Source organism: Actinorugispora endophytica (assembly GCF_004363075.1).
Classification (GTDB): Bacteria; Actinomycetota; Actinomycetes; order Streptosporangiales; family Streptosporangiaceae; genus Actinorugispora; species Actinorugispora endophytica.
In genome coordinates, this window is record NZ_SNYN01000013.1 from 38648 (window position 1) to 62713 (window position 24066).

Below are 24066 nucleotides of genomic sequence, written 5' to 3' on the forward strand. Positions count from 1 at the left end.
ACGACCGAGATAGGGCGGCGTCTGGGAATCCGGCAGCGATCCTACCCCAATCGTGATGCGGGGGTCACGCACGCTACAAAACGGTCGCAGAACGGCTGTCCGGGACGTATTACGCAATAGGCTGCGGCCCAATGCGAGTGGAGAGGGAAGGCATCGGAATGGGAAATCACCTGCCACGGCGGGTCTTCGTCGGCGGGCTCGGGGTCGGAGCGCTGGTCCTGGGGTTCGACCCGGCCGGTCGCGCCTGGGTCGCCGAGGCCGCGGCCGACAGCGGGCCGCTGGAGCGCGTGCCGCCCCTGGACGGCGAGCTGCTCGTGGACCCCGGGTCCAGGGAGGAGGCCGCGGACGACTACGGGCACATGGTCCGGCACCACCCCAGGGCCGTGCTGCGGCCCGGGTCGGTGTCCGACGTGGCGGTGATGCTGCGCTACTGTCGCGCCCGCGGAATCCCCGTGGCCGCGCGCGGGCAGGGCCACTCCACGAACGGGCAGTCCCAGGTGGAGGCGGGGCTCGTCGTGGAGACGGGCACGCTGGACGACATCCGGGTGGAGGGCGACCGGGCGGTCGTCCAGGCGGGCGCGCTGTGGAGCGACCTGCTGCGCCGGACCCTGCCGCACGGTCTCACCCCGCCGGTGCTGACCGACTACCTGGAGCTGTCGGTCGGCGGGACGCTGTCGGTCGGCGGTGTGGGCGGGGCCACCCACCGGCACGGGGCGCAGGTCGACGGGGTCCTGGAGCTGGAGGTGGTCACCGGTGCGGGGCACCGGGTGGTCTGCTCCCCGACCAGGCGGGCCGACCTCTTCCGCGCCGCGCTCGCCGGGCTCGGCCAGTGCGCGGTCGTCACCAGCGCCACGGTCGGGCTGGTTCCGGCGCCCGACAGGGTGCGGCGCTACCAGCTCCGCTACCCCGAGGTGGCCGCTCTCACGGCCGACCAGCGGCGCGTCGCGGCCGACGGCCGGTTCGAGTACCTGGAGGGCAGCGTCCAACCCGACGGGACCGGGGGGTGGGTGTACGTGCTGGAGGCCGTGGCGTTCTGGCGGGACGGGAGTGCTCCGGACGACGCCGCGCTGACCGGCGACCTGTCCCACGAGACCGGCACGGAGGAGGTCGACGACCTCTCCTACCTCGACTTCGCCGACCGGCTCGCCCCGTCGGTCGCCTACCTGCGCTCGACCGGGGAGTGGTACGACCCGCACCCGTGGTGGAACGTGTTCGTACCCGGTTCCGCCGTCGACTCCTTCGTCGAATCGGTCATGGCGGACCTGACCCCCGCCGACATCGGCCCCACCGGGGTGGTCCTGCTGTACCCGTTCGGCCGTCCGCTGCTGGGGGCCCCGCTGCTGCGCGTCCCCGACGACCCGGAGGTCTTCCTCTTCGCGCTGCTGAAGACGGCCACCCCGGGACCCGGTGCGCCGACCCCGGAGGAGATGGTCGAGGCCAACCGATCCCTGTACGAGCGGGTCCGCGACCTGGGCGGGTACCAGTACCCGGTCGGCACCGTCCCGATGAGCGAGGACGACTGGCGGAGGCACTTCGGCGACGCCTGGCCCGACCTCGCCGCGGCCAAGCAGAAGTACGACCCCCGGAACATCCTGGCGCCCGGGCAGGGGGTCTTCCCGCGCTAGCGTCCCGCGTCCGACGCCGGTCCACCCGCTGATCTTGACCTTTCCGGGGTCTCGGAGACGGTTGAGACCCCGAGAAGGTCAAGATCGGTGAGAAGAACGGGCTGCGGAGGCGGGTCAGCCCTCGTACAGCCAGTCCAGTACGACCGCCGCCGTCCAGGACTGGCTGAGGCTGCCCAGCGGGGCCCCGGTGAGTGGGTGGTAGTACTCGGCGAAGGTCCCGTCGGAGACCAGGCGCAGGGTCTCGGCGCGGATGCCGGCGGCGGTGTCGTCCATGCCGCCGCGGCGCATCGCCCAGCTGAACAGCCAGCTGATCACCGGCCACTGCGGGCCCCGCCAGTACTGCTTGGGCAGGAAGCCGGGGGACGAGGGCGAGACCGTGGGCAGCGAGCCGGTGGCCAGGTCCGGGTGGCCGGTCCAGTCGGGTCCCTCCAGGGTGGCGACCAGCGCGGCCCGCGCGTCCGGTTCCAGGCCCCCGCACAGCAGCGGGGAGAACCCGGCGACGCTGGGGGTGGCGATCCACTCCCCGGCGCGCACGTCGAAGTCGCGGGCCAGGCCGGTGACCGGATCGCGGGTGGCGGCCACCGCCGCGCGCGAGCGCGCCGCCCAGTCCCGTAGCAGCGCCACCTGCTCGCCCGACCGTCCGGACTCCTCGCCCAGTTCCGCGAGCACGTCGCAGGACAGCGCGAAGACCGCGCTCATGAACACGTCCCCGACCAGGAAGCTGCCCGAGCGCACGATCTCGTCCGACCGGTACCCGGCGCGCCGCATCTCCTCGATCAGCCACAGGTAGCGGTCGTACTCGGCGTCGCTGGGCCGCTCGCCCTCGTCGCCTACCTCGTCCAGGTCCTTGCGCGTGTAGGGGGGCAGGTCCGGGCCGGGGCGCACCGCCGCGTACGCCGAGTCCCAGCGGGGGGAGTTGTCCATGCCGGACTCCCAGCCGTGCGTCACCGCGATCAGCCCGGTGCCCAGCGGGTCGCGCCGCGTGGCCAGCCAGCGCTGCCAGGCGAACAGCCGGGGCCAGGCCCACTCCAGCAGGGCCTCGGCGCGCCGCTGGTCAGCGCCGGAGCGGCGGCGTCCGGCGTCCACGATCTTGCGCAGCGCGACGGCGTGCACCGGCGGCTGGCAGATCCCCGAGGTGTGCGGGGCGGCGGGCGCGTGCTCGCCCAGGAGGGCGGTCTCCCAGCGCTCGGGGCCGGGGAAGTAGCCGGTCTCGTCGCTGAACACGATGTGCGGGATCATCCCGTCGGCCCACTGGCCGCCGAGGAGGGTCTCCATCTCGCGGGCGGCGCGGTGCACGTCCAGCTGGGCGAGGCCGACCATGATGAACGCGGCGTCCCAGCTCCACATGTGCGGGTACAGCCGGGGAGAGGCCGTCACCATGGATCCGGTGTCGTTTCCGGCCAGGACCCAGGCCGCGCCCGACGCGAGTGCGACGGCCCCCAGGCGGGGGCGCTGCGGTTGGGGCGCGAACAGGCCGACAGGGCCTGTGGTCATGGGCGTCTCCAAGGAGCGATGGTGCTGCGAGGTGAGGAGGCGGTGAACGGAAGGACTCGTCCTGTCTGATGTGCGCGCGGGGGTGAACGGACGAGGCGCGTTAGTAAAATGTTACAAGGCGGTTCGGCGGGCGGCGGTCCGTCGCGGTTCGCGCGCCGCGGGCTCGGGCGGGGCGTCGCGGCGCCCGATCCCGTGCACGCCATGGTGCACCCGTTCGCCCCCGGCCTCGGAGACAACCGGTTCCATGTGACCCAAGTCACTTTCTGTCGCGGGGGTGGGGTCGGTCCCGGCGGGGGCGCGCACGGTGGCCGCGGCCCCCACCCGCGCCCACTCGTGCCCATGGCCGCCCAGTCGAGGGAACCTTCGGCGCGGGGGTGGTTCGCGTGCCGGTGCTTCGGGTGGGTCTTTCGGCCTCGTGCCGCGCGGATCGCGGGGTGGCGGCGGGCGGCGACGGCGGGCGTCGGTCGGGGCCGCGCCCACGACGTCCGTTTCGCGCGGTTTCCGTTGGTGATCTTGCTGTTTCCCCCCTGGAATCAAGGTTGTCGGGGGGATAACAGCAAGATCACCGGACGGGGTGCCCGGGGGACCGCGAACCCCCGCCGCAGGCGGCGGGGCCCGGCCGGAGGCCGCGTCCGGTCGCAGCGTGGCGGCGAAGCCGGGCGCGGACGCTCCTCGGGCGGCGGGCGGGCCCTGGTCGTCGCGCTCGGCGCGGGGAGGGCGGAGGAGCGGTGACGGTCAGGCGGTCGGCGCCGACACGCGCACCAGATTGCGCCACGGGTCGTCGACGGTGAGCACGGCGCCGTCGTGGCGGTACTGGACGCCGCGGTCGCGCAGGCGCTGGGCGACGGCCGCGACCTCGTCGGCCGTGGGCACCTCGACGGAGACCTGGCCGAGACCGAGCGCGGGGGTGCGCGGTCCGGCGTTCCTGCTCTGCCAGGTGTTCATCGCGACGTGGTGGTGGTAGCGCCCGGCCGAGACGAACAGCGCCTGGTTCCCCAGCGCGGCCGTCTCCTCGAAGCCGAGCGTCTCGACGTAGAAGAGGTGCGCCGTGGCGATGTCGCCGACCTTGAGGTGGACGTGGCCCACTCCGAGCGGGGCGTCCCCGATCGCGGCGGCCTGGCCCGGATCGGCGAGGTTCTCGCCGAGGAAGCGGTTCGGGTCCAGGTGGACCGTGTCCATCCGGATGTGGTCGCCGTCCCACCGCCACTGGTCGCGGGGGCGGTCCCAGTAGAGCTCGACGCCGTTGCCCTCGGGGTCGTCGAAGTAGAACGCCTGGCTGACCAGGTGGTCCGAGCTGCCGGTGAACGCCGTGGTGAACCGGGTCGCCACGGAGTACACGGCGGCGGCGAGGTCGGACCGGCGGTTGAACAGGATCGCGGTGTGGAACAGCCCGGCGTGCCCGGCGGGGGCGTGCCGGAGCGAGGGGGTGTGCTCCAGCACGACCATCGGGGCCGCGCCGCGCCCCAGTGCGGCGCGGCCCCCCTTCTGGGACAGCAGGGTCAGGCCGACGCCCCGCTGGTAGAAGTCGGTCATCACGTCGAGGTCGGCGACCTTGAGGGTCACCGCGCTCATCGTGGTCTGGGGGGCGAGGATGTCGGGCTTGGTCTCCATGACCACCACAACTTCCTTTGAGGAGGAAGTATTCCTCTAGGAAGATAATTTGTGCCCGTGTCCCGTGACCTGTGGCCTGTGACCCGGGGTCTGGGCCAGGGGTCCGCCGGTCGGCCCCGGGTGTCGCGCGGTCTTCCGGGCGGGTCGTCTCCCCCGGGGAGGTTCGCGCGCTCGCCCCGGGCGGTCCCGGCCGCCGCGCCGCCTCTTGTCGCGCCGCCTCCTGCCGCGCCGCCGTGCGGGTTCCCCGTCCGGTCGATGGGGGTTTGGGGCGGGGTCTGTCGCAAGGGGCGATTGACCTGTCATGTCCCGGCTTGTATAAATATCAGGAATGAAAACGGTTATCGTTTTTACCTGACCGTGGCGGCCCGGACCCGGCCGACGGTCCACCGCGCCCCCTGCGTGCCCCGCGCCGCACTCGTCACAACGGGATGGATACTCATGCCTGAAGTTCCTGGACCGACCGAACCGACCCCAGTGAGCGAAGTCGCGGCGATCGTCGCCGAGGTCCTGGGGATCGACGAGGCAGACGTCGATCCCGGGCTTCCGCTCACCTCCCTCGGCCTGGAGTCCTTCACCGCGGTGCGGCTGCGCCGGCGGCTGCGGGACGACGCGGACCTGGACCTCCCGCTGACGGCGTTCCTCGGCGGCGCGACGGTGGCCACGGTGGCGGCAGGGGCCGCCGAGCCAGGCGAGGAGCCCGGCGCCGACGACGGTTTCCCGCTCACCCCGCTGCAGACCGCCTACTGGATCGGCCGCGACCCCGCGTTCCCGATGGGCGGGGTGGCCACCTTCTACTACCACGAGTACGACCGCCTCCCCGGGGGCGACCCCGAAACGGACCTGGAGCGCCTGACCGCGGCCTGGAACCGCCTGGTCGAGCACCACCCGATGCTGCGCATGGTCGTGGGACCGGACGGACGCCAGCGCGTCCTGCCGCGGACCGACCCCTACCGGATCGCGGTCACCGACCTGCGCGCGGCCGCGCCGCACGACGCCGAGAGAACCCTGGCGGCGCTCCGGCACGAGCACTCGCACCAGCTCAGACCCGCGGACCGGTGGCCCCTGTTCGACATCCGGGCGGCGTTCCTGCCCGACGGGCGGACCCGGATCCAGCTGGGCGTGGACGTGCTCACCCTGGACCTGACCGGCTGGACGCAGGTCCTCACCGAGTGGGGGACGCTGTTCGGCGACCCCGGGGCCGCGCTGCCCGAGTCGACCGTGACCTTCGCCGAGGTCCTCCGGCGCCGCCGGGACGACCCGGGCGAGCGCGCCCGGCGCGAACGGGACCGCGAGTACTGGCGGGACCGCGCCGCGTCCCTCCCGCCCGGCCCCGCCCTGCCCTGGACGGTGGACCTCGCCGGGCTGCGCTCGCACCGGTTCACCCGCCACGCCGCCGCCCTGGACGAACGTCAGTGGAGCGGGCTGCGCGAGCGCGCCGCCGCGCACGGGCTGAGCCCGACGGGGGTGCTGCTGGCCGCGTTCGGCCTGACCCTGGACCGGTGGGGCGCCACCGACGCGTTCAGCGTGAACGCGACCCTCTTCGACCGCCCCGACGACCCGGAACTGCGGCACCTCGTCGGCGACTTCACCTCCACCGTGCTCGTGGAGATGCCGCAACCGGCACCGGGCGGCTGGACCGGCTTCCGGGACTACGCCGCAGGGGTCAACCAGCGCTTCTGGACCGACCTGGAGCACCGGTCGGTCTCGGGCGTGGAGGTGTTGCGCGACGCGGGAGCCGGCGGCCCCGCCCTGACGCACCCCGTGGTCTTCACCAGCGGCGTCGGCCTGTCCGAACCGGGCGCCGCGCCCGCGGGCTGGCTGGGGGAGGAGGTCTTCGGCGTCTCCCAGACCCCGCAGGTCGCCCTGGACCACATCGTGATCGAGGAGGGCGGCGGGCTGCGCGTCGCCTGGGACTGCGCGGAGGGCGCGCTGCCCGACGGCTTCGCCGAGGGGATGGCGGCCGCGCACGCCCGGCTGCTGCGCCGACTGGCGGCCGAGCCCGGGGCGTGGACCGACCCCACGCTTGCCTGGGACCCCTCCTTCCTGCCCGACGAGCCGCTGGAGTGCGAGCCCTTCGCCGGTTCGGGCCCGCTGCTCGACGACCCGGTGCGCGCGGCCGCCGGGCGGACGCCGGACGCGCCCGCGCTGCTGGACTCGTCCCGCTCGGTCTCGCACGGAGAGCTCGCCGAGCGCGCCGCCCGCACCGGGGCGGCGCTGGCCGCGGCCGGGGCGGGGCCGGGCGAGCTCGTCGCGGTCTGCCTGGAGAAGGGGGTCGACCAGGTCGCCGGGCTGCTGGGGGTCATGGCCGGCGGCGCCGGATACGTGCCGGTCGAACCGTCCTGGCCCACCGCGAGGGTGACCTCGGTGTGCGAGCAGGCCGGGGTGACGCGGGCGCTCGTGGCCGCGGGCTCGGACACCGCCTGGCCGGACGGGGTGGCGGTGCACGTGCTCGACGAGGACGGCGGGATCGCGCCCGCGCCCGCAGGAGCGGGCGACCGCGGCCCGAAGCGCCCCGACCCGGGGGACCTGGCCTACGCCGTCTTCACCTCCGGCTCCACCGGCAGGCCCAAGGGCGTGGCGATCGAGCACCGCGCCGCCCGGACCACGATCGACGACCTGGTCGACCGGTTCCCCCTGCGCCCCGACGACCGGATGCTGGCGCTCTCGGCGTTCAGCTTCGACCTGTCGGTGCACGACGTCTTCGGCGTCATGGGTGCCGGAGCCGCGCTCGTGCTCCCCGACGCCGAACGCCAGCGCGACCCCGGCCACTGGATGGAGCTGATGGCCCGCCACCGGGTGACGCTGTGGAACACCGCGCCCGCGCTCATGGAGATGCTGGTCGAGTACGCCGAGATCGACCCCGGCGCGGCCAGGGAGGCGCTGGCGGAGCTGCGGCTGGTCTTCCTGTCCGGCGACTGGATCCCGGTCACCCTGCCCGACCGGCTGCGCGCCCTGGCGCCCAAGGCGCGGGTGGTGAGCCTGGGCGGGGCGACCGAGGCGTCGATCTGGTCGATCTGCCACCCGATCGAGGAGGTCGACCCGCGCTGGCCGAGCATCCCGTACGGCCGGGCGCTGCGCGGCCAGAGCTTCCACGTCCTGGACGCCAGGGGCGGCGCCCCGCGCCCCGTGGGCGAGCCCGGCGAGCTGCACATCGGGGGCGACGGCCTGGCCCGCGGCTACGTCGGGGACCCGGTCCAGACGGGGGAGCGCTTCATCGAGCACCCGGTGCTGGGGCGGCTCTACCACACCGGCGACATGGGCCGCTGGCGCGCCGACGGCACCATCGAGTTCCTGGGGCGGATCGACCGCCAGGTGAAGATCCGGGGGCACCGGATCGAGTTGGGCGAGGTCGAGTCCGCCCTGGACCGGCTGCCGGGCGTGCGCCAGGCGGTCGCGATGTCGGTGCGCGGCCCCGACGGCCGGCCCCGGCTGGTCGCCTACCTCGTGGAGAGCGAGTCCCGGAGCCTGCCGGGCGACGAGGGGCTGGTCGCCCTGCTGCGCGAGCGCGTGCCCGCGCCCATGGTGCCCAGCCGCTTCGTCCGGATGCCCGCGCTCCCCGTCACCGACAACGGCAAGATCGACTACCGGGCGCTGGCCAACCCCTACGACCGCTCCCGGCCCGGCGGCGCGCCGACCGCGCCGCCGCCCGAGGCGGTCCCCGCGGCGGCCCCCCCGACGGAGGCGCGCGCCGCGACCGCCGAACCGGCCCGTGAACGGGTCCCCGAACCGAAGGGCGGACTCGACGCGCTGGTCACGGCCGCCGTCGACGCGGGGCTCACCGTGTCCCTGCGGGTGGACGCGGGCGACCTGCCCGCCGGGCGGGCGCTCTCGGCGGCGGGCGCCTGGGTGCGCGGCCTCCAGGACACGGCGCTGCCCGGCGGCGTCACCGCCGCCGACCGGCTGTGCGCGGACGGGTTGGTCGAAATCGTCCTGCGGGCCGCCCCCGACGCGGAGCGGAACCCGGCCGGCGGCGCGACCGGCCCCGAACAGCCGCCGCGCCCGGCCCCGCCCGAGCCGCCGGCCGGGAGCCCGGCCGCGCCGCGCCGCGACCCCGAGGTCGAGAGGGCCATCACCCGCGTCCTCGGCGACCTGCTCGACACCGACACCGGCATCGACCCGACCACCGCGTTCTTCCAACTCGGCGCGACGTCGCTGACCCTGGTGCTGGCGCACCGCCGCCTCTCCGCCGAGCTCGACCCGGACCTGTCGGTGGTCGACCTGTTCTCCCACCCCACGGTGCGCGACCTCGCCGAGTGCGTCGTCGGGCACCGCGCGGCCGCCGCGCCCACCGGGCCGCCGGCGCCCGCGCCGGAGCCCGCCGCGCCCGCCCGAAACAACCCGTCCGACCGCGCGGAAGCCCGCAGGCGCGCCCGCGCCGCGGCAATGGAGGCCGCAGGATGAGAGACCACACCACCGACCCCTCGACCGCGATCGCGGTCACCGGTCTGGCCTGCCGCTTCCCCGGCGCGCCCGACGCGGAGTCCTTCTGGGACCTGCTGGTGAACGAACGGGAGGGGCTGACCCGCCTCGACGACGCGACGCTGGACGGCCTGGGGGTGCGCCCCTCCCTGCGGCGGGACCCCGCCTACGTGCCCGTCGCCGGGGTCATCGACGGCCAGGACCTGTTCGACCCAGAGCCGTTCGGCCTCACCGACGCCGAGGCCGCGCTGATGGACCCCCAGCAGCGGCTGTTCCTCGAATGCGCCTGGCAGGCCCTCGAAGAGGCGGGGCACGGCGGCGGGGTCGGCGCGGGATCGGTCGGCGTGTTCGCCGGGGCTGCGCAGAGCGCCTACCTCGCGGCGAACCTGCCCGACCGCTGGGAACCCACGGGGGCGGGCACCGACCCCGTGGGCAGCCTCCAGACCGCGACCGGGACGCAGACCGACTACCTGCCCCTGCAGGCCGCCTACCGGATCGGCCTGACCGGCCCGGCGATCGCCGTCAACACCGCCTGCTCCACCTCGCTGGTGGCGGTGCACGCGGCGGCGCAGTCCCTGGCCACCGGCGAGTGCGACACCGCCCTGGCCGGAGGGGCGTCGCTGATCGTGCCGCAGGGGCGCGGCTACCTGCACACCCCCGACGGCGTCTACTCCGCGGACGGCACGGTCCGCCCCTTCTCGTCCCTGGGCAGTGGAGTCGTGTACACCCAAGGGGTGGGCGCGGTGGTGCTGCGCAGGCTCCGCGACGCCCTCGACGACGGCGACCCGGTCCTGGCGGTCGTGCACGGCTCGGCGGTCAACAACGACGGCGCGGCCAAGGCCGGGTTCACCGCGCCCTCGACGCACGGCCAGGCGCGGGTGCTCGCCGAGGCGCTGGCCGTGGCGGGCGCCGAGCCCCGCCACGTCGGCTACGTCGAGGCGCACGGCACCGGGACCCGCCTGGGCGACCCGGTCGAGACCGCGGCGCTGCGCCGCGTCTACGGGTCGCGGGGCCCGGCCTGGTGCGGCCTCGGATCGGTCAAGAGCAACATCGGGCACGCCAACACCGCGGCCGGGATCGCGTCGTTCATCAAGACGGTGCTGGCCCTGAAGCACCGGGTGATCCCGGCGTCGCTGCACGCCGAGCCGGTCAACGAGCTGCTCGGCCTGGACCGGTCGCCCTTCCGGGTCGTCACCCGCACCCGGGCGTGGGACGGCCCCGCGCTGGCCGGGGTCAGCTCCTTCGGGATCGGCGGGACCAACGCCCACGTGATCCTCGGCCCCGCCCCCGAGCGCGCCCCGAGCACCCCCGACCCCCGGCCGCAGCTGCTGCCGCTGGCGGCGCACGGGCGCGCCGCGCTGACCGCGACCGCGGCCCGGCTGGCCGGGGCCGGACCGGACGCCGACCCGGCCGACCTCGCCCACACCCTGCAGAACGGGCGCGCCCACGGCGGCGGCCACCGCCTGGCCGCCGTCGTGGACGGGTCGGGCGTCGCGGCGGCCCTGCGCGCCGCCGTCCCGGTCGCCTCGGACGGCCCCGCGCCGCGCGTGGTCTTCGCCTTCCCCGGCGGGGGCAGCCAGTACGCCGGAATGGGCGCGGACCTGTACGCGGGCGAACCGGTGTTCGCCGCGTGCGTGGACGAGTGCGCGGCGCTGCTGGAACCGCTCCTGGGCACCGACATCCGCGACGTGGTCACGGACCCCGCCGCCGCGGCGCGCGCCCGCGACGCCGCCTCGGGCCTGCCCGCGCTGTTCACGGTGTCCCTGGCGACCGCCCGCCTGCTGGAGTCGTGGGGGGCGCGCCCCGACGCGGTCCTCGGCCACAGCCTCGGCGAGTACTGCGCCGCCGTGGTCGGCGGCGCCCTGCCGCTGGCCGACGCGGCCCGGCTGGTGGCCGTGCGCTCCACCGGCGCGGCCCGCAGCGCCGGACACGGCGTGATGCTGTCCGTGCCGATCGGGGAGGACGCGGTCGCCGAACTGCTCACCCGCCACCCGGACGTGGACCTGGCCGTGGTCAACGCGCCCGACGCCTGCGTGGTGTCGGGGCCGCGCGCGGCCGTCGGCGCCGTCGAGCGGGAGCTGACCGGGCGCGGCCTGCGGTGCACCGCCGTCCACGTGGACGTGGCCGCCCACTCGCGGCTGGTGGAACCGGCCATGGACCAGGTGCGCGCGGCCGCGCGGGGGATCACCGCCGCGCCGCCGACGGTCCCGGTCGTCTCCACGGTCACCGGCGGGACGGTCGCCGAGGAGCTGGGCACCGCCGAGTACTGGGCCGACCAGCTGCGCAACCCGGTCCGCTTCGCGCACGCGCTGCGCACCGCACTGGGCGACGACCCCGACGACCCCGCCGTGCTGGTGCAGGTCGGTCCCGGCGCCGCGCTGGCGGCGCTGGCCCGCCGCAACGGCCCGGCCGCCCTCAGGGCGGCCGTCACCACCCTGGCCACCGAGGACGGCGAGTCCGACTCCGCGGCCGCGCGCGCGGCCCTGGGCGCGCTGTGGACGCACGGGGTCCCGGTGGACTTCGGCGCCCTCCACGCGCCGGGGGAGCGGCGCCGGATCGCCGTTCCCGGTTACGCCTTCCAGCGGCGGCGGCTGTGGATCGACCCGCCCGCGCCCGGCCGCGCGGTCGCCGCGCCGGGCAGCGGGGAGGCGCCCGACGCGGACGACCCGCTCCAGGTGCCGGTGTGGGCGCAGACCGCGCCGCTGGAACCGGCGGCCGGACTCACCGGCCGCTGGCTGCTGGCCGGGCCCGACAGCGAGGACACCGCCGAGGTCCGGGACGCCCTCGCCGCGGCCGGCGCCCTCGTGGTGCCCGCGGACCGGGCCGGGGAGGAGGACGGCGGTCCCTGGGCCGGAGCCGTCGTCGTGCTGGACGCCGACCCCGGTCGCGGCCACGCCCCCGACGCCGTCACCGAGCAGGTCCTGGCGCACGCGGGCCTCGCCCGGCTGCTCTCCGGCTCCGCGTCCCCCGTCCCGGTCCTGCTCCAGGTGGGGCGGGCGGTCGAGCGCGTGGAGAGCACGGACCGGGTCCTCGCCTCCTCCGCGTCGGCGCGCGTGCTGCCCCGCGTCCTGGGCCAGGAGTCCCCGGGGACGGTGTGGCGCACCCTCGACGTGGGCGGGGGCGCCGCGATCGGCCCGGCCGTCCTGGCCGAACTCGCCGACCTCGCGGACGGGCGCGGCGGCGTGGAGGCCGCCGTGCGCGGAACGACCCGCTGGGTCCGCGACATCGCCCCGTGGCGCCCGGCACCCGCCGCCGGGCCCGGGAGCGCTCCGGCCCCCGACCCCGACGCCCGCCCCGTCGCCCTGATCACCGGGGGCCTGGGCGACGTCGGCCTGACCATCGCGGCGCACCTGAGCGGACGGGGCATGCGCGTCGTCGCCACGTCGCGCTCCGCGCCGCCGGCGGAGGCCGGTCCGGACCCCCGCGACGACCGGGCCCTGGCCCTGCGCGCCCTGGCCGAACACGGCACACCGGTCGAGGTGCGCACGCTGGACGCCGGGGACGCCGAGGCCACCACCGCCCTGCTCGCCGAGCTCGCCGACCCCTCGGGGCCGGGCGTGGCGCTCGTCGTGCACGCCGCGGGCGTGGTGGCCACCGCGGACCTGGAACCGCTGCGCGCGGTCTCGGACCGGCACGTCGCCGGGCACGTGCGCGCCAAGGTCGAGGGGGCGCTGGCCCTGCGCGCCGCCGTCGACGCGCTGGAGCCCGGTCGGCGCCCGGCGGCGGTGCTGCTGATGTCCTCGGCCGGGACCCTGGTCGGCGGAATCGGGATGGGACCCTACTCCGCGGCGAACGCGTTCCTGGACGCCCTGGCGGCGGAGTCCGCCGGCACGGGCGGCACGCGCTGGCTCAGCGTGGTGTGGGACGCCTGGAAGGTCGGGCCGCTGGGCCGGGACCGCGTGGTCAACCTCGACTTCGCGCTCGGCGCGGACACCGGGATGGCGGCACTGGACCGGCTGCTGGCCGCGTGCGCGGCGGGCACCGCGCCGCCGGTGGTCGCGGTGTCCACCACCGACCTGCGCGACCGCGTGGCCGCGGCCGCGAACCCGGCCGCGCCTCCGGCAGGGGACGCGGACACCGGCTCGGGGGGACTCGACCCGGTCGAGCAGGCCGTCGCGGGGCTGTGGTCGGAGCTGTTCGGCGCGCCGGTGCGCTCGGCGGACGCGGACTTCTTCGCCCTGGGCGGGCACTCGCTGCTGGCCACCCGCATGCTGGCGGCGCTGCGGCGGCGCTTCGGCGCCGAGCTGGGCCTGCGCGACGTCCTCGCCCGGCCGACCGTGGCGGGACTGGCGGCCCTGGTCCGCGAGCGGGCCGGGGCGTCCGCCGAAAACCCGGACGGGCCCGCGCTCGCGCCCGCCCCGAACGGCGCGGACGAGGACGCGGACGCCGCCCCCGGGACCTTCCCGATGACCCGGGTGCAGCACGCCTACTGGGTGGGCCGCGACGGCGGCTACGGGCTGGGCGGCACCGCCTGCCACTTCTTCCTGGAGTACGACTGCCCGGACCTGGACCTGAAGCGGTACGAGCAGGCGTGGAACCGGGTGGTCGAACGGCACGCGATGCTGCGCGCCGTCACCACCCCCCAGGGGCGCTTCGCGGTCCTGGAGCACCTGCCGCGCTACCGGATCAGGACGCACGACCTCACCGCGCTCCCCCAGGCGCGCCGCGAGGAGCGGCTGGCCCGGCTGCGCGAGCGCGTCTCGCGCGACCCCGGCCCCTCGGACCGCTGGCCGCTGTTCCAGGTGCGGGCGGCCCTGCTGCCCGGCGGCCGGACGCGCCTGTTCATCGGCGTGGACGTGCTCGTCTGCGACGCCGCGAGCTACTGGATCATCGACCGCGAGGTCCAGCACTTCTACGAGAACCCCGACACCGCGCTGCCCGAACCGGGGGTGGACTTCGCGGCCTGCGCGGCCGCGACGCGCGACCGCAGGGGCACCCCCGGCTGGGAGCGCGCGGCCGCCTACTGGCGCGCCCGCGTGGACGCGCTGCCCGGCGCGCCCGCCCTGCCGGTGGCGGAGGACGCCCCCGACCCGGCGTTCACGCGCCGGACCGCGCGCCTGGACGCCGCGGGCTGGACCGCGCTGCAGAAGGCGGCGGCGCGGCACGGCGCGACCCCCGCCGCGGTGCTGCTGACCGCCTACGCCGAGGCGCTGGCCGCGTGGTCGGGCGACGACCGCTTCGCGCTGACGCTCACCCTGTTCGACCGGCCCGAGATCCACCCGGACGTCGACGCGGTGGTGGGCGACTTCACCTCGCTGCTGCTGCACGAGGTGGACCTCGCCGCCCCCGGCCCGGCCTTCGCGGACCGGGCGCGCGCCACCCACGAGCGGCTGTTCGAGGACCTGGACCACCGGGAGTTCTCGGCGCTGGACGTGCTGGCGGAGCGGGCCTCGCGCACCGGGCGGGTCGAGTCGGTCCCAGTGGTGTTCACCAGCGCCCTGGGCCTGGAGGACGTCATCGGGGGCGAACGCGACCTGCAGTGGGTCGGCGAGCAGGTGAGCGCCCTGAGCCAGACCCCGCAGACGTGGCTGGACCACCAGGTGCTGGTGCAGCGGGGCGAGCTGCTCATGCAGTGGGACGCCCTGGAGCCGGTGCTGCCCGCCGGGGAGGTGGACCGCGTCTTCGCCGACTACGTGGCCCGGGTCCGCCGCCTGGCCGCCGACCCGGGCGCCTGGGGCGCCGAACCGCCCTCGGGGCCGCCCGCGCCGCCCCTCGCGGTGTGCGAGGACGCCGTGCTGCCGATGCGGTCGGGAACCGGGGAGCGCACCCTGTTCCTGGTGCACCCCTCGGGCGGGGACGTCCTGTGCTACGCGGAGCTGTCGCGGTCCCTGGACCCGAGGCTGTCCGTGGCGGCCGTCACCGACCCGGTCCTCGTGGGCGGCGCGGCCCCCGACGCCACGATCGAGGGCATGGCCCGGTACTACGTGGAGCTGCTCCGGCGCCACCAGGGCGAGGGCCCCTACCTGCTGGGCGGCTGGTCCATGGGCGGCAGCCTCGGCCAGGAGATGGCCCGGCAGCTGCACGAGCGGGGGCAGGCCGTCGACCTGCTGCTGATGTTCGACTCCAACGACCCCGCCCACATCACCCACATCGACCTGCCCGACCCCGAGGACGCGCGGGGCGAGGCCATCGCCCGGCACCTGGGCGCGCTGGAGGGGTACCTCGGCGTCGACCTGGGCGTGGGCGACGGGCGGGAGCGCGCGGCGCTGATCGCGATGGACCCGGACGAGCGCTGGGCCGAGGCCGAGCGGCGGCTGCGCGCGCGCCGGCTGCTGGGGCGGCGCGACGGCGTCCGCGAGCGGGTCGGGATCTTCGACCGGCACATGCGGGCGCTGGCCGACCACACGCCCCGGCGCCTGGCCGACGCGCGCACCGCGACCCTGCTGGTGCGCGCCGACCGGGCCGCCCCCCGGAACTCCGGGATCGGGATGGGCGTGGACGACACCCCTCCGGGCCTGGCCGACCTGGGCTGGGGGCGGTACCTGGCCGGACCGCTGGAGGTGGTCGGCGCGGACGCCGACCACTACTCGCTGCTGCGCCCGCCCGCGACCGCCCGCCTCGCCGAGACCGTCAACGAGGCGCTGCTCAGGCACGCCGTCCTGGACCGCCCCTGACCACCGCGGCCGCCCCGGCCGCGCCCCCGATGAAGAAGACGAAGAAGAGGAAGACCATGAAGACGCACCGACCCTCCGGCCGCCGACGATCAGGGGCCGCGCTCCTGGCAGCGGTCCTGCTGCTCTCCGGCTGCGGAGGAGCCGGAGACGGGACGGAGGCCGAGGCCGGCGTCGCCCTGCTGCGCTACGCCGCCGTGGGCACGCCCGCCACCGCCACCAACGACCCGCACGGCGGCGTCGGGAACGAGTCCGACTCCCTGCGCTTCGGCCTGGTGTACGACGTCCTGGCCGTTCCGGGCGAGGACGGGGAGACCGAGCTGAGGCTGGCCTCCTCGATCGAGCCGGTCGACGAGGAGCTCGTGGAGTGGACCGTGCGGCTCCGCCCTGACGCGGTCTTCAGCGACGGCTCCCCCGTGCGCGCCGCCGACGTGCTGTTCTCGCTGCGGCGCATCGAGGACAAGGCCGCCGAGAACTTCGGCCGCCTGGGCATGTTCGACTTCTCGGCGTCCGAGGTGGTCGACGAGCACACCCTGACCGTCGTGGCGCGCAAGCCCTACGCCGAGGTCCCCCGGGCGCTGGAGTCGGTGACCTTCGTGGTCCCCGAGGGCAGCGACGACTTCACCGAGCCGGTCATCGGCTCGGGCCCCTTCACCCTGGTCGAGGGCGGCGCCGAGAGCGCGGTCCTGGAGCGGAACGACGACTGGTGGGGGCCCGCCCCCGAGCTGGAGCGCGTGGAGATCTCGGCGGTGGCCGACCCGCGGGCCCGCGCGCAGGCCGTCATCGCGGGACAGGCGGACGTCGCGGGCAGCGTCGACCCCGCGACGGTGCGCGAGGTCGAGGGCGACGACTGGCAGGTCGTGCGGCGCCCGTCGGTGACGATGTACCCGTTCGTGATGCGCCTGGACACCGAGCCCTTCGACGACCCGGACGTGCGTGAGGCGTTCCGTCTGGCGGTGGACCGCGACAAGCTCGTCGAGACGGTCTTCCTCGGATACGGGCAGGTCGGCAACGACCTGATCGCCCCGGCCGACCCCTCCAGCCCCGAGACCGCCCAACGGGAACGGGACCTGGAGCGCGCCCGCGAACTCCTGGAGGAGGCCGGGCACGGCGACGGTCTGGAGGTCGTGCTGCACACCACCACCTCGTACCCGGGAATGGACACCGCGGCGACCCTGTACGCCGAGCAGCTGGCCGAGGCGGGCGTCACCGTCGAGGTGCGCACGGACCCCCCGGACACCTACTGGACGGACGTGTTCGCCCAGGAGTCCTTCTACACCGGCTTCTACGGCGGCATCCCGTTCACCGACGTCGCCACCGTGGCGCTGCTGTCCGACGCCCCCACCAACGAGACCGCGTGGCGGCGCCCCGAGTGGGACGAGGGCTTCGACGAGGCGCTGGCAACCGCCGACCAGGAGAAGCGCACCGCGCTCCTGGGCGGGCTCCAGGAGGAGCTGCGCGACGAGGGCGGCTACGTCGTGTGGGGCACCGGGGACGGCCTGGACCTGGCCGCGCCGAACGTGGCCGGACTGCCCGACGGCCCCGGGTTCGACAAGATGTTCATCGACCAGGTGCGGCTGGCGGACTGATGCGCGTCGTCGCCGTCGCGGTCCGGGCGTCGGTGGTCCTGGTCGCCGTGTCGATCATGGTGTTCGCGGCCACCGAACTGCTGCCCTCGGACGCCGCGGCCGTCCGCGCGGGCGGCGGCGCGACACCGGACGAGCTCGCCCGGATGCGGTCCGAGGCGGGGCTGGACGACCCCGCGGCCCAGCGCTACCTGCGCTGGCTGGCCGCCATGGCCACCGGGGACACCGGCACCTCCCTGGTGAGCGGACGCCCCGTGGCCGCGCTCGTCGAGGCGCGCGCGGGCGCCACCCTGGCCCTGGCCGGGGCGGCGCTCGCGGTGGCGGTGCCGCTGACCGCCCTGATGGCGTGGGCCGCGGGTGCGGCGCCCCGGCGGGTGCGCGCCGGGGCGGCGGGGGCGGTCGCGGGGCTGGCCGCCGTCCCGCAGGCGGCGTTCGCCGCGGGGCTGGTCGCGGTGTTCTCGGCGGCGCTGGGCTGGCTGCCGCCGGTGTCCCTGGTGGCGGCGGGCGGCTCGCCGCTGGACCGCCCCGAGACGCTCGTGCTGCCCGCCCTCGCGCTCGCGGTGCCGGCGGCCGCCTACGGGGCGGGCCTGCTCGGTGGCGCGGTCGCCGACGCGCTGGCCGCGCCGCACGTCGCCGACGCGGTGCTGCGGGGCGTGCCGAGACGGCGGGTGGCCGCGCGGCACGTGCTCCCCTTCCTGCTCGCGCCCGCCGTGCGGGTGCTGGCCACGGTCGCGGGGTCGCTCCTGGTCGCCACCGCCGTGGTGGAGACGGTGTTCGGCTACGCGGGCCTGGGCGAACTCCTGGTCAGCGCGGTCGCCACCCGGGACGTGCCGGTGGTGCAGGCCGTGGCGATGCTGTCGGCGACCGTGGTCGTCGGGGGGCTGGCCGCGGCCGACGCCGCGGCCGCGCTGACCGACCCCCGCTCGGGGGTGCCCGCGTGAGGGCCGTGTTCTGGCCGCTCGCGGCGGCCGTCGTCGGGATCGCCCTGTTCGGCGGGGCGCTCGCCCCGCACGACCCGACCTCGTCCATCGCGGGCCCCTGGGCCGCGCCCGGCGCCGCCTCGCCCCTGGGCACCGACTCGGCGGGGCGCGACGTCCTGTCGCGGGTGCTGGCCGGCGGGCGCGGCCCGGTCCTGACCGCCGCTCTGGCCGCGCTGTGCGCCACGGCCGCCGGCCTGTGGGGCGGCCTGGTCGCGGGATGGCGCGGCGGCTGGCCCGACCGCCTGCTGTCGGGGCTGGCCGACCTGCTGATGGGGGTCCCGTTCCTGCTGGTGGCCATGGTGCTGGCGGTCGCGCTGCCCGGACCGGCGGCGGTCGCGGCGGCGACCGTCTGCGGAGGCGCCCCGCTCACCCTGCGCGTGGTGCGCGACACCGTCCGGCGGCTGCGCCACTCCGGTTTCGTCGAGGCCGCGCGCGGGCGGGGCGAGCGCACCGGGGCGATCCTGGTGCGCGAGGTGCTGCCCTCGGTCGCCGGGATCGCGGGCGCCGACCTCGGGCTGCGCTTCGTCGCGGCCCTGCAGACGGCCGCCGCGATCGGGATGCTGGGCCTGGGCGCGCAGCCGCCCGCGCCCGACTGGGGGCTGATGCTGCGCGAGAACCTGGCGGGGGCCGCGCTCAACCCGCCGTCGCTGGTCGCGCCCGCCGCGGCCCTCACGGTGACCGCGCTGGTCGCGGCCGTGCTGGCGCGCCGCGCCGCGGACGAGCGGAGCGGCCGGGGGGCGGTGGGGGCGTGGTGACCGGCGCGCCGGAACCGCTGCTGCGGGTGCGGGGGATGACCGTGGCCGCCCGGAGCGGGCGCCCGATCGTGTCCGGCGTCGACCTCGACGCGCACCCGGGAGAGGCGGTGGCGCTCGCGGGCCCGTCGGGCTGCGGGAAGTCCACCCTGCTGCGCGCGGTCCTGGACGCGCTGCCGCCCGGCCTCCGCCGCACGGCGGGCACCGTCACCTGGGCGGGAGAGCCGGTGCGCCCCGGCGGCGCGGCCCGCCGGTGGCGGCGCGCGCACGCGGGCGTGCTCGACCAGGACCCCGCCTCGGCCGTCAACCCGCTGCTCACCGCGCGGGCGGCGGTCCTGGAGGGGCGCACGCGCGCCCTGGGCGGACGCCGGGCCGCGCGCGGGCGCGCGCTGGAGCTCCTGGACGCGCTCGGCCTGGACGCCGCCGACGTCGCGGGCCGCCGGCCGCACACCCTGTCGGGGGGCCAGGTCCAGCGGGTGGCGCTGGCCAGGGCGATCCTGGCCGATCCGCCGCTGCTGGTCCTGGACGAGCCGACCAGCGGCCTGGACGCCGGGGCGCTGGACCTGGTCGCCGCCGAGGTGCGGCGGCGCGGCGCGGGCGGCGGGGCGACGCTGCTGGTCTCGCACGACCCGGACTTCGTCGCGCGCGTCGCGGACCGGGTCGTGGCCGTGGGCGCGCGGCCGCCGGCCCCGCCGCGCGCGACCCGGCCCGCGCCCGGACGCGGCGGCCCCCCGGTGCTGAACGCCTCGGGGCTGCGGCTGTCCCACCCGGGGAGGCCGGTACTGGAGGACGTGTCGCTGGAGGTGCGCGCGGGCGAGCTCGTGGCCGTGACGGGGCCGTCAGGATCGGGCAAGAGCACCCTGCTGCGCGCGCTCGCCGGACTGCACCCGCCCGACGGCGGCTCGGTCGCGCTGCGCGGCCGCCCCCTGGCCGCGACAGCCGAGGCCAGGGAGCGCGGACAGCTGCGCGGCGTGCAGTTCGTCGCCCAGGACCCGGCGGGAGCGCTCAACCCGGCGCACCCGGTGGGCGCGGCCGTCGTCCGGCCGCTGCGCGTCCTTCGGGGGGTGTCCGCGCAGCGGGCCCGCGAGGAGGCCCGGGAGCTGCTGAGCCGGGTGGGCCTGGACCCGGCGCTGGCCGGGCGGAGGCCCCGGGAGCTTTCGGGCGGCCAGCGCCAGCGCGTGGCGGTCGCCCGCGCGCTCGCGGCCGGCCCCGACGTCCTGCTGGCCGACGAGATCACCTCGGCGCTGGACGCCGACACCGCGGACGCGGTCCTGGCCCTCCTGGAGGAGCTGTGCGGAAACGGGCTCGCGGTGCTGCTGGCCACACACGCCCCCGGCGCCGTCGCGCGCGCCCACCGCGTACTGCGCGTCCGGGAGCACGGACTCCCCGACGCGGTCCCACCACATCGAACGGAGCACTCACATGTCGGATGAACTGGCCGAACGGGCGGCCGAAGCGCTGCGCGGGCACCCCTGGATCGGTGCGGCGGGCCCGGACGGCGCGGGCGGGGTGCGCGTGACCCCGGCCGCCGCCGCGCTGGCCCCGGGAGCCGAGCCGGGGCCGCTCGTCGCCGAGTACCTGGACCACTGGGGGGAACTGTACGACTGGACCTACACCACGGCGGAGGAGAACGGCCCCCGGGACCCGGACCTGTCGGGGTGGAAGGCGTCGGACACCGGGCTGCCGCTGCCCGCCGGGCACATGGCCGAATGGGTGGAGCGGACCGTGGAACTGGTCCTGGAGAGCGGCCCCGAGCTGGTGCTGGAGCTGGGCTGCGGCACCGGTCTGCTGGCCCGCAGGCTCCGCGAAAGGGTCCGCGGGTACGTGGGCACCGACGTCGCGCCCTCGGTGGTGGCCGGGCTCGCCGCCGAGGAGTGGCCCGGCACGGCCTTCGTGCGCGCCGCCGCGCACGAGACGGGGACGGACCGGGTGCGCGCGGCCCTGGAGCGCGTCTCTGAGGGCGCCCCGGACGCGCGGCCCGACTGCGTGCTGCTGAACTCGGTGACGCAGTGCTTCCCCGACCTGGGCTACCTGGGGTCGGTCGTGCGGGACGCGATCGCGCTGGTGCGCCCCGGCGGCACGGTCGTCGTGGGCGACGTGCGCCACGCGGGCCTGCTGGACGCCTACTGCCACTGGGTGGAGCGGGCCGCCGCCCCCGACGCGGAGGAGGGAGAGGTCGCCGCGCGCGCCGCCGAACGCGCGGAGCGCGACGACGAGCTCCTGTTCGACCCGGCCGCGCTGGCGTCGATCGCCGCGGAGTCGCCGAGGCGGGTGCGGTTGGGCGTGCGCGCCAAGACGATGACCGCCGACACCGAGCTCACCCGCTACCGCTTCGACGCGGTGCTGACCGTGGACGCGCCCGAGCCCCGCCGCGAGCCCGCGACCGTGGAGTGGACGCCGCCGGACGCCGGGAGCGACCCGGCGGCGGCGCTGGTCCGGCTGCTGGCGGAGGAGCCCGTGCGGGTGGTCGGCATCCCCAACGGGGTGCTCGTGGACGACCCGGGAGCGGTGACCGGGGCGGCCCTGCGCGAAGCCGTGGCGGGTCTCGACGCGTGCGTCGAACTCGACCCGCTCGACCCCGCCGCGCTGGCGGTGTGCGCGCCCGCGCGCGCGGGCTTCCGGCCGGTGGCCGAACTGGCGGGCGGGGGCGGCGCGCACGAGCCGCTGCGGGTGTTCGTGGAGCGGCGGCTCGCCGAGGCGGCCCGGTCGCACCTGCGCCGCGCCTGCCCCGACGCGCGCGGCGTTCCCGTCACCGTGCTGGCCGGGCCCGCGCGGGAGGGGGCCGCGTGAGCCCCGGGACCGACACCGAGCTGGAGGCCCGGGCCCGGCGGGCGGCCGCGCGCGCCATCGAGGGGACGGACCTCCGGGAGCTGCCCGCTCTCACGCGGCGCCTGGAGGGCGTCGCCCTGCTGGGCATGGCCCGGGCCCTGCGCGACGCCGGGCTGTTCCGGGACGGCGCCGCGCACGGCGAGGCGGAGATCGCCGAGGCGACCGGGACGGCCGGGCGCCACCGCTGGATCCTGCGGCGCTGGCTGGCGGTGCTGTGCGAGGAGGGCCTGCTCGACGGGGGCGGGCCGGACGGCCGCTACCGGGGGCTGCGGCGCGTGGGGAACCGGGAGATGCGCGCGGCCGCGCGCGGGCTGGAGGAGGCCCGGACCGGCCTGGGCTACCCGCCGGAGCTGACCCTGTTCTTCCAGCGGGCCATCGGGAACCTGCCCGCGCTGCTGCGCGACGAGGTGCCGCTGCAGGCCCTGCTGTTCGCCGACGGCGAGACCGGCACCGCCGACGGGGCGTACCGGGACAACGCGGTGAACCGGTACGTCAACGCCGCGACCGCCGAGGTGGCGTGCTGGGCGGCCGGGCGGCGGCCCGGCGGCGCCGCGCTCCGGGTGCTGGAGATCGGGGCGGGCGTGGGCGGGACCACCTCCGACGTGCTGGCCGCGCTCGGCGACGGCCCCGTGGACTACCTGTTCACCGACGTGTCCCGGTACTTCCTGGACATCGGGCGCGAGCGTTTCGGGGGCCGCGCCGGGACCGGGTTCGCGCTGCTGGACCTCAACGGCGACCCGCTGGGCGGGGACGTCGTCGAGCCGGGGTCGCGGGACGTGGTGATCGCGGCGAACGTCCTGCACAACGCGCACGACATCGGCCGCTGCCTGAGGGGCGTGCGCGACCTGCTGGCGCCGGGCGGGCTGCTGCTGTGCATCGACACCTGCCGGGAGCTGTACCAGATCCTGACGTCCATGCAGTTCCTGATGTCGGCGCGGCCGGGCGAGCCCGGGCCGGGAGCGTACGACCTGCGGGCGGGCACCGACCGGATCTTCCTGTCCCGCGCGGAGTGGCGGGACCAGATGCGGGCCGCAGGGCTGGCCCCCGTCCTGGCCGCCCCCGAGGAGGGCCATCCGCTGGACGCCTTCTCGGTGACCCTCCTCGCGGCCCGCCGCGAGGAGGGGTGACACCCCGGCGGGCCTGACGCCGGCGTTCCGGGACGCCGGCGCCGGACCACCGGCGGGAGGGGGTCAGGCCCGGGCCGCGTCCCGGTCCAGGTCCTCCCGGAAGAGGTCGCCGTCCATCCACACCGCGGCGCGGACGCCGTCGGCCGCGCCCAGGACCACCAGTGTCGTGGCGGTGGGGACCGCGGGCAGCTTGGCGGTGTCGCCCACCGCCGCGACGCCCGGCACGGTGGTCCGCTGGAGTTCGTCGACCCGGACCGTCCCGTCGGGCAGGATCTCGCACCCCAGCCCCGCCGCCAGCGGGGAGTGCTGGCGGGTGGGGGCCTTGTGGAAGACCGCACCCCGGGCCAGGACGCGCCCGTCGGCGAAGCGGACGGACACGGCGCCGGGTTCGCCGCCGACCTCGGCCACGGGGGCGGGGTCCACGCGCACGCCGCGCAGCGCGAGCCTGGCGGCGGTCTCCTCGGGAAGCGGTTCCGCGCCGTGGGTGCACAGCACGACGTCGGAGCTGAACCGGTCGGCGAGGTAGGCCGCGAGCGTCGCGTCGGCGGGATCGGAGTTGATCACGGCGAGCGTCTTCCCGGAGACCTCCCAGCCGTGGCAGAACGGGCAGTGGAACACGCCCCTGCCGAAGCGCTCGCGCAGCCCGGGGATGTCGTAGGGCTCGTCGATCTGGCCGGTGCCCAGGACCAGGCGGCGGGCGCGCTCGCGGGTGCCGTCGGTGAGCACCGCCTCGAAGTCCCCGACGCTCCCCGAGACGGCGGAGACGGTTCCGGGGCGCACCTCGACCGACGGGTAGGCCGCCAGTTCGGAGCGCCCGATGGCGAGCATCCGGTCCGGGGGGAACCCGTCCCGGCTCAGCATCATGTGCATCTCCTCGGCGGGGGCGTTGCGCACCCTGCCGCCGTCGACCACCAGGACCCTGCGGTGCTGGCGGCCGAACACGAGTGCGGCGCTCAGCCCCGAGGGGCCGCCTCCGACCACGATCACGTCGAACAACGGAACACTTCCTCACTTCTGTGGAAACTGGGGTCA

General features: G+C 76.7%; 12 protein-coding genes. 9 read left to right on the forward strand and 3 right to left on the reverse strand.

Going from position 1 to position 24066, the window contains the following annotated elements; genetic code table 11:
- Window positions 1-158 precede the first annotated feature (158 nt).
- Window positions 159-1625 (forward strand): FAD-binding protein, encoded by a 1467-nt coding sequence (locus tag EV190_RS15580; protein ID WP_133742300.1) that lies wholly within the window; start codon window positions 159-161, stop codon window positions 1623-1625.
- 114 nt (window positions 1626-1739) lie between these two features.
- Here the strand turns inward: EV190_RS15580 and ggh are convergent, their stop codons facing one another.
- Together ggh and EV190_RS15590 are read right to left on the reverse strand one after the other, a co-directional pair.
- On the reverse strand, window positions 1740-3119 hold the full coding sequence (gene ggh / locus EV190_RS15585) for a glucosylglycerate hydrolase (RefSeq protein WP_133742301.1): 1380 nt from the start codon (window positions 3117-3119) through the stop codon (window positions 1740-1742).
- A 735-nt stretch (window positions 3120-3854) separates the two neighbouring features.
- The gene (locus tag EV190_RS15590; RefSeq protein ID WP_133742354.1) at window positions 3855-4730 is read right to left on the reverse strand and encodes a VOC family protein; all 876 of its coding nucleotides are present in this window, start codon (window positions 4728-4730) and stop codon (window positions 3855-3857) included.
- Window positions 4731-5204: 474 nt separating this feature from the next.
- Here EV190_RS15590 and EV190_RS15595 point away from each other — a divergent pair, with 474 nt between their 5' ends.
- Genes EV190_RS15595 through EV190_RS15630 form a run of 8 tightly spaced genes read left to right on the forward strand, consistent with a single transcriptional unit; the run spans window position 5205 to window position 23034 of the window.
- A complete protein-coding gene (locus tag EV190_RS15595) occupies window positions 5205-9131 on the forward strand; it encodes a non-ribosomal peptide synthetase (RefSeq protein ID WP_166655471.1) in 3927 nt (1308 codons plus the stop codon).
- Entirely contained in the window at window positions 9128-15763 is a 6636-nt protein-coding gene (locus EV190_RS15600) for a type I polyketide synthase (protein WP_133742303.1), read from the forward strand. The genes EV190_RS15595 and EV190_RS15600 overlap by 4 nt, the downstream gene beginning before the upstream one ends.
- 56 nt (window positions 15764-15819) lie before the next feature.
- A complete protein-coding gene (locus tag EV190_RS15605; RefSeq protein ID WP_133742304.1) occupies window positions 15820-17349 on the forward strand; it encodes an ABC transporter substrate-binding protein in 1530 nt (509 codons plus the stop codon).
- Complete coding sequence (locus EV190_RS15610; protein ID WP_133742305.1) at window positions 17349-18287, forward strand: ABC transporter permease subunit; 939 nt, start codon at window positions 17349-17351, stop codon at window positions 18285-18287. The genes EV190_RS15605 and EV190_RS15610 overlap by 1 nt, the downstream gene beginning before the upstream one ends.
- Entirely contained in the window at window positions 18284-19081 is a 798-nt protein-coding gene (locus tag EV190_RS15615; RefSeq protein ID WP_133742306.1) for an ABC transporter permease, read from the forward strand. The genes EV190_RS15610 and EV190_RS15615 overlap by 4 nt, the downstream gene beginning before the upstream one ends.
- Window positions 19078-20511 carry an ABC transporter ATP-binding protein gene (locus EV190_RS15620; RefSeq protein WP_243742602.1) on the forward strand — a complete coding sequence of 478 codons (1434 nt, stop codon included), beginning with the start codon at window positions 19078-19080 and terminating at the stop codon, window positions 20509-20511. Before EV190_RS15615 ends, EV190_RS15620 begins: the two co-directional genes overlap by 4 nt.
- Window positions 20501-21868, forward strand: coding sequence for a class I SAM-dependent methyltransferase (locus EV190_RS15625; protein WP_133742307.1), 1368 nt, complete (start codon window positions 20501-20503; stop codon window positions 21866-21868). Before EV190_RS15620 ends, EV190_RS15625 begins: the two co-directional genes overlap by 11 nt.
- Window positions 21865-23034 (forward strand): class I SAM-dependent methyltransferase, encoded by a 1170-nt coding sequence (locus EV190_RS15630; RefSeq protein ID WP_133742308.1) that lies wholly within the window; start codon window positions 21865-21867, stop codon window positions 23032-23034. Before EV190_RS15625 ends, EV190_RS15630 begins: the two co-directional genes overlap by 4 nt.
- A 63-nt stretch (window positions 23035-23097) precedes the next feature.
- Here the strand turns inward: EV190_RS15630 and EV190_RS15635 are convergent, their stop codons facing one another.
- Window positions 23098-24021: an NAD(P)/FAD-dependent oxidoreductase gene (locus EV190_RS15635; RefSeq protein WP_243742607.1), complete on the reverse strand. Its 924-nt coding sequence runs from the start codon at window positions 24019-24021 to the stop codon at window positions 23098-23100.
- Window positions 24022-24066: the final 45 nt, after the last annotated feature.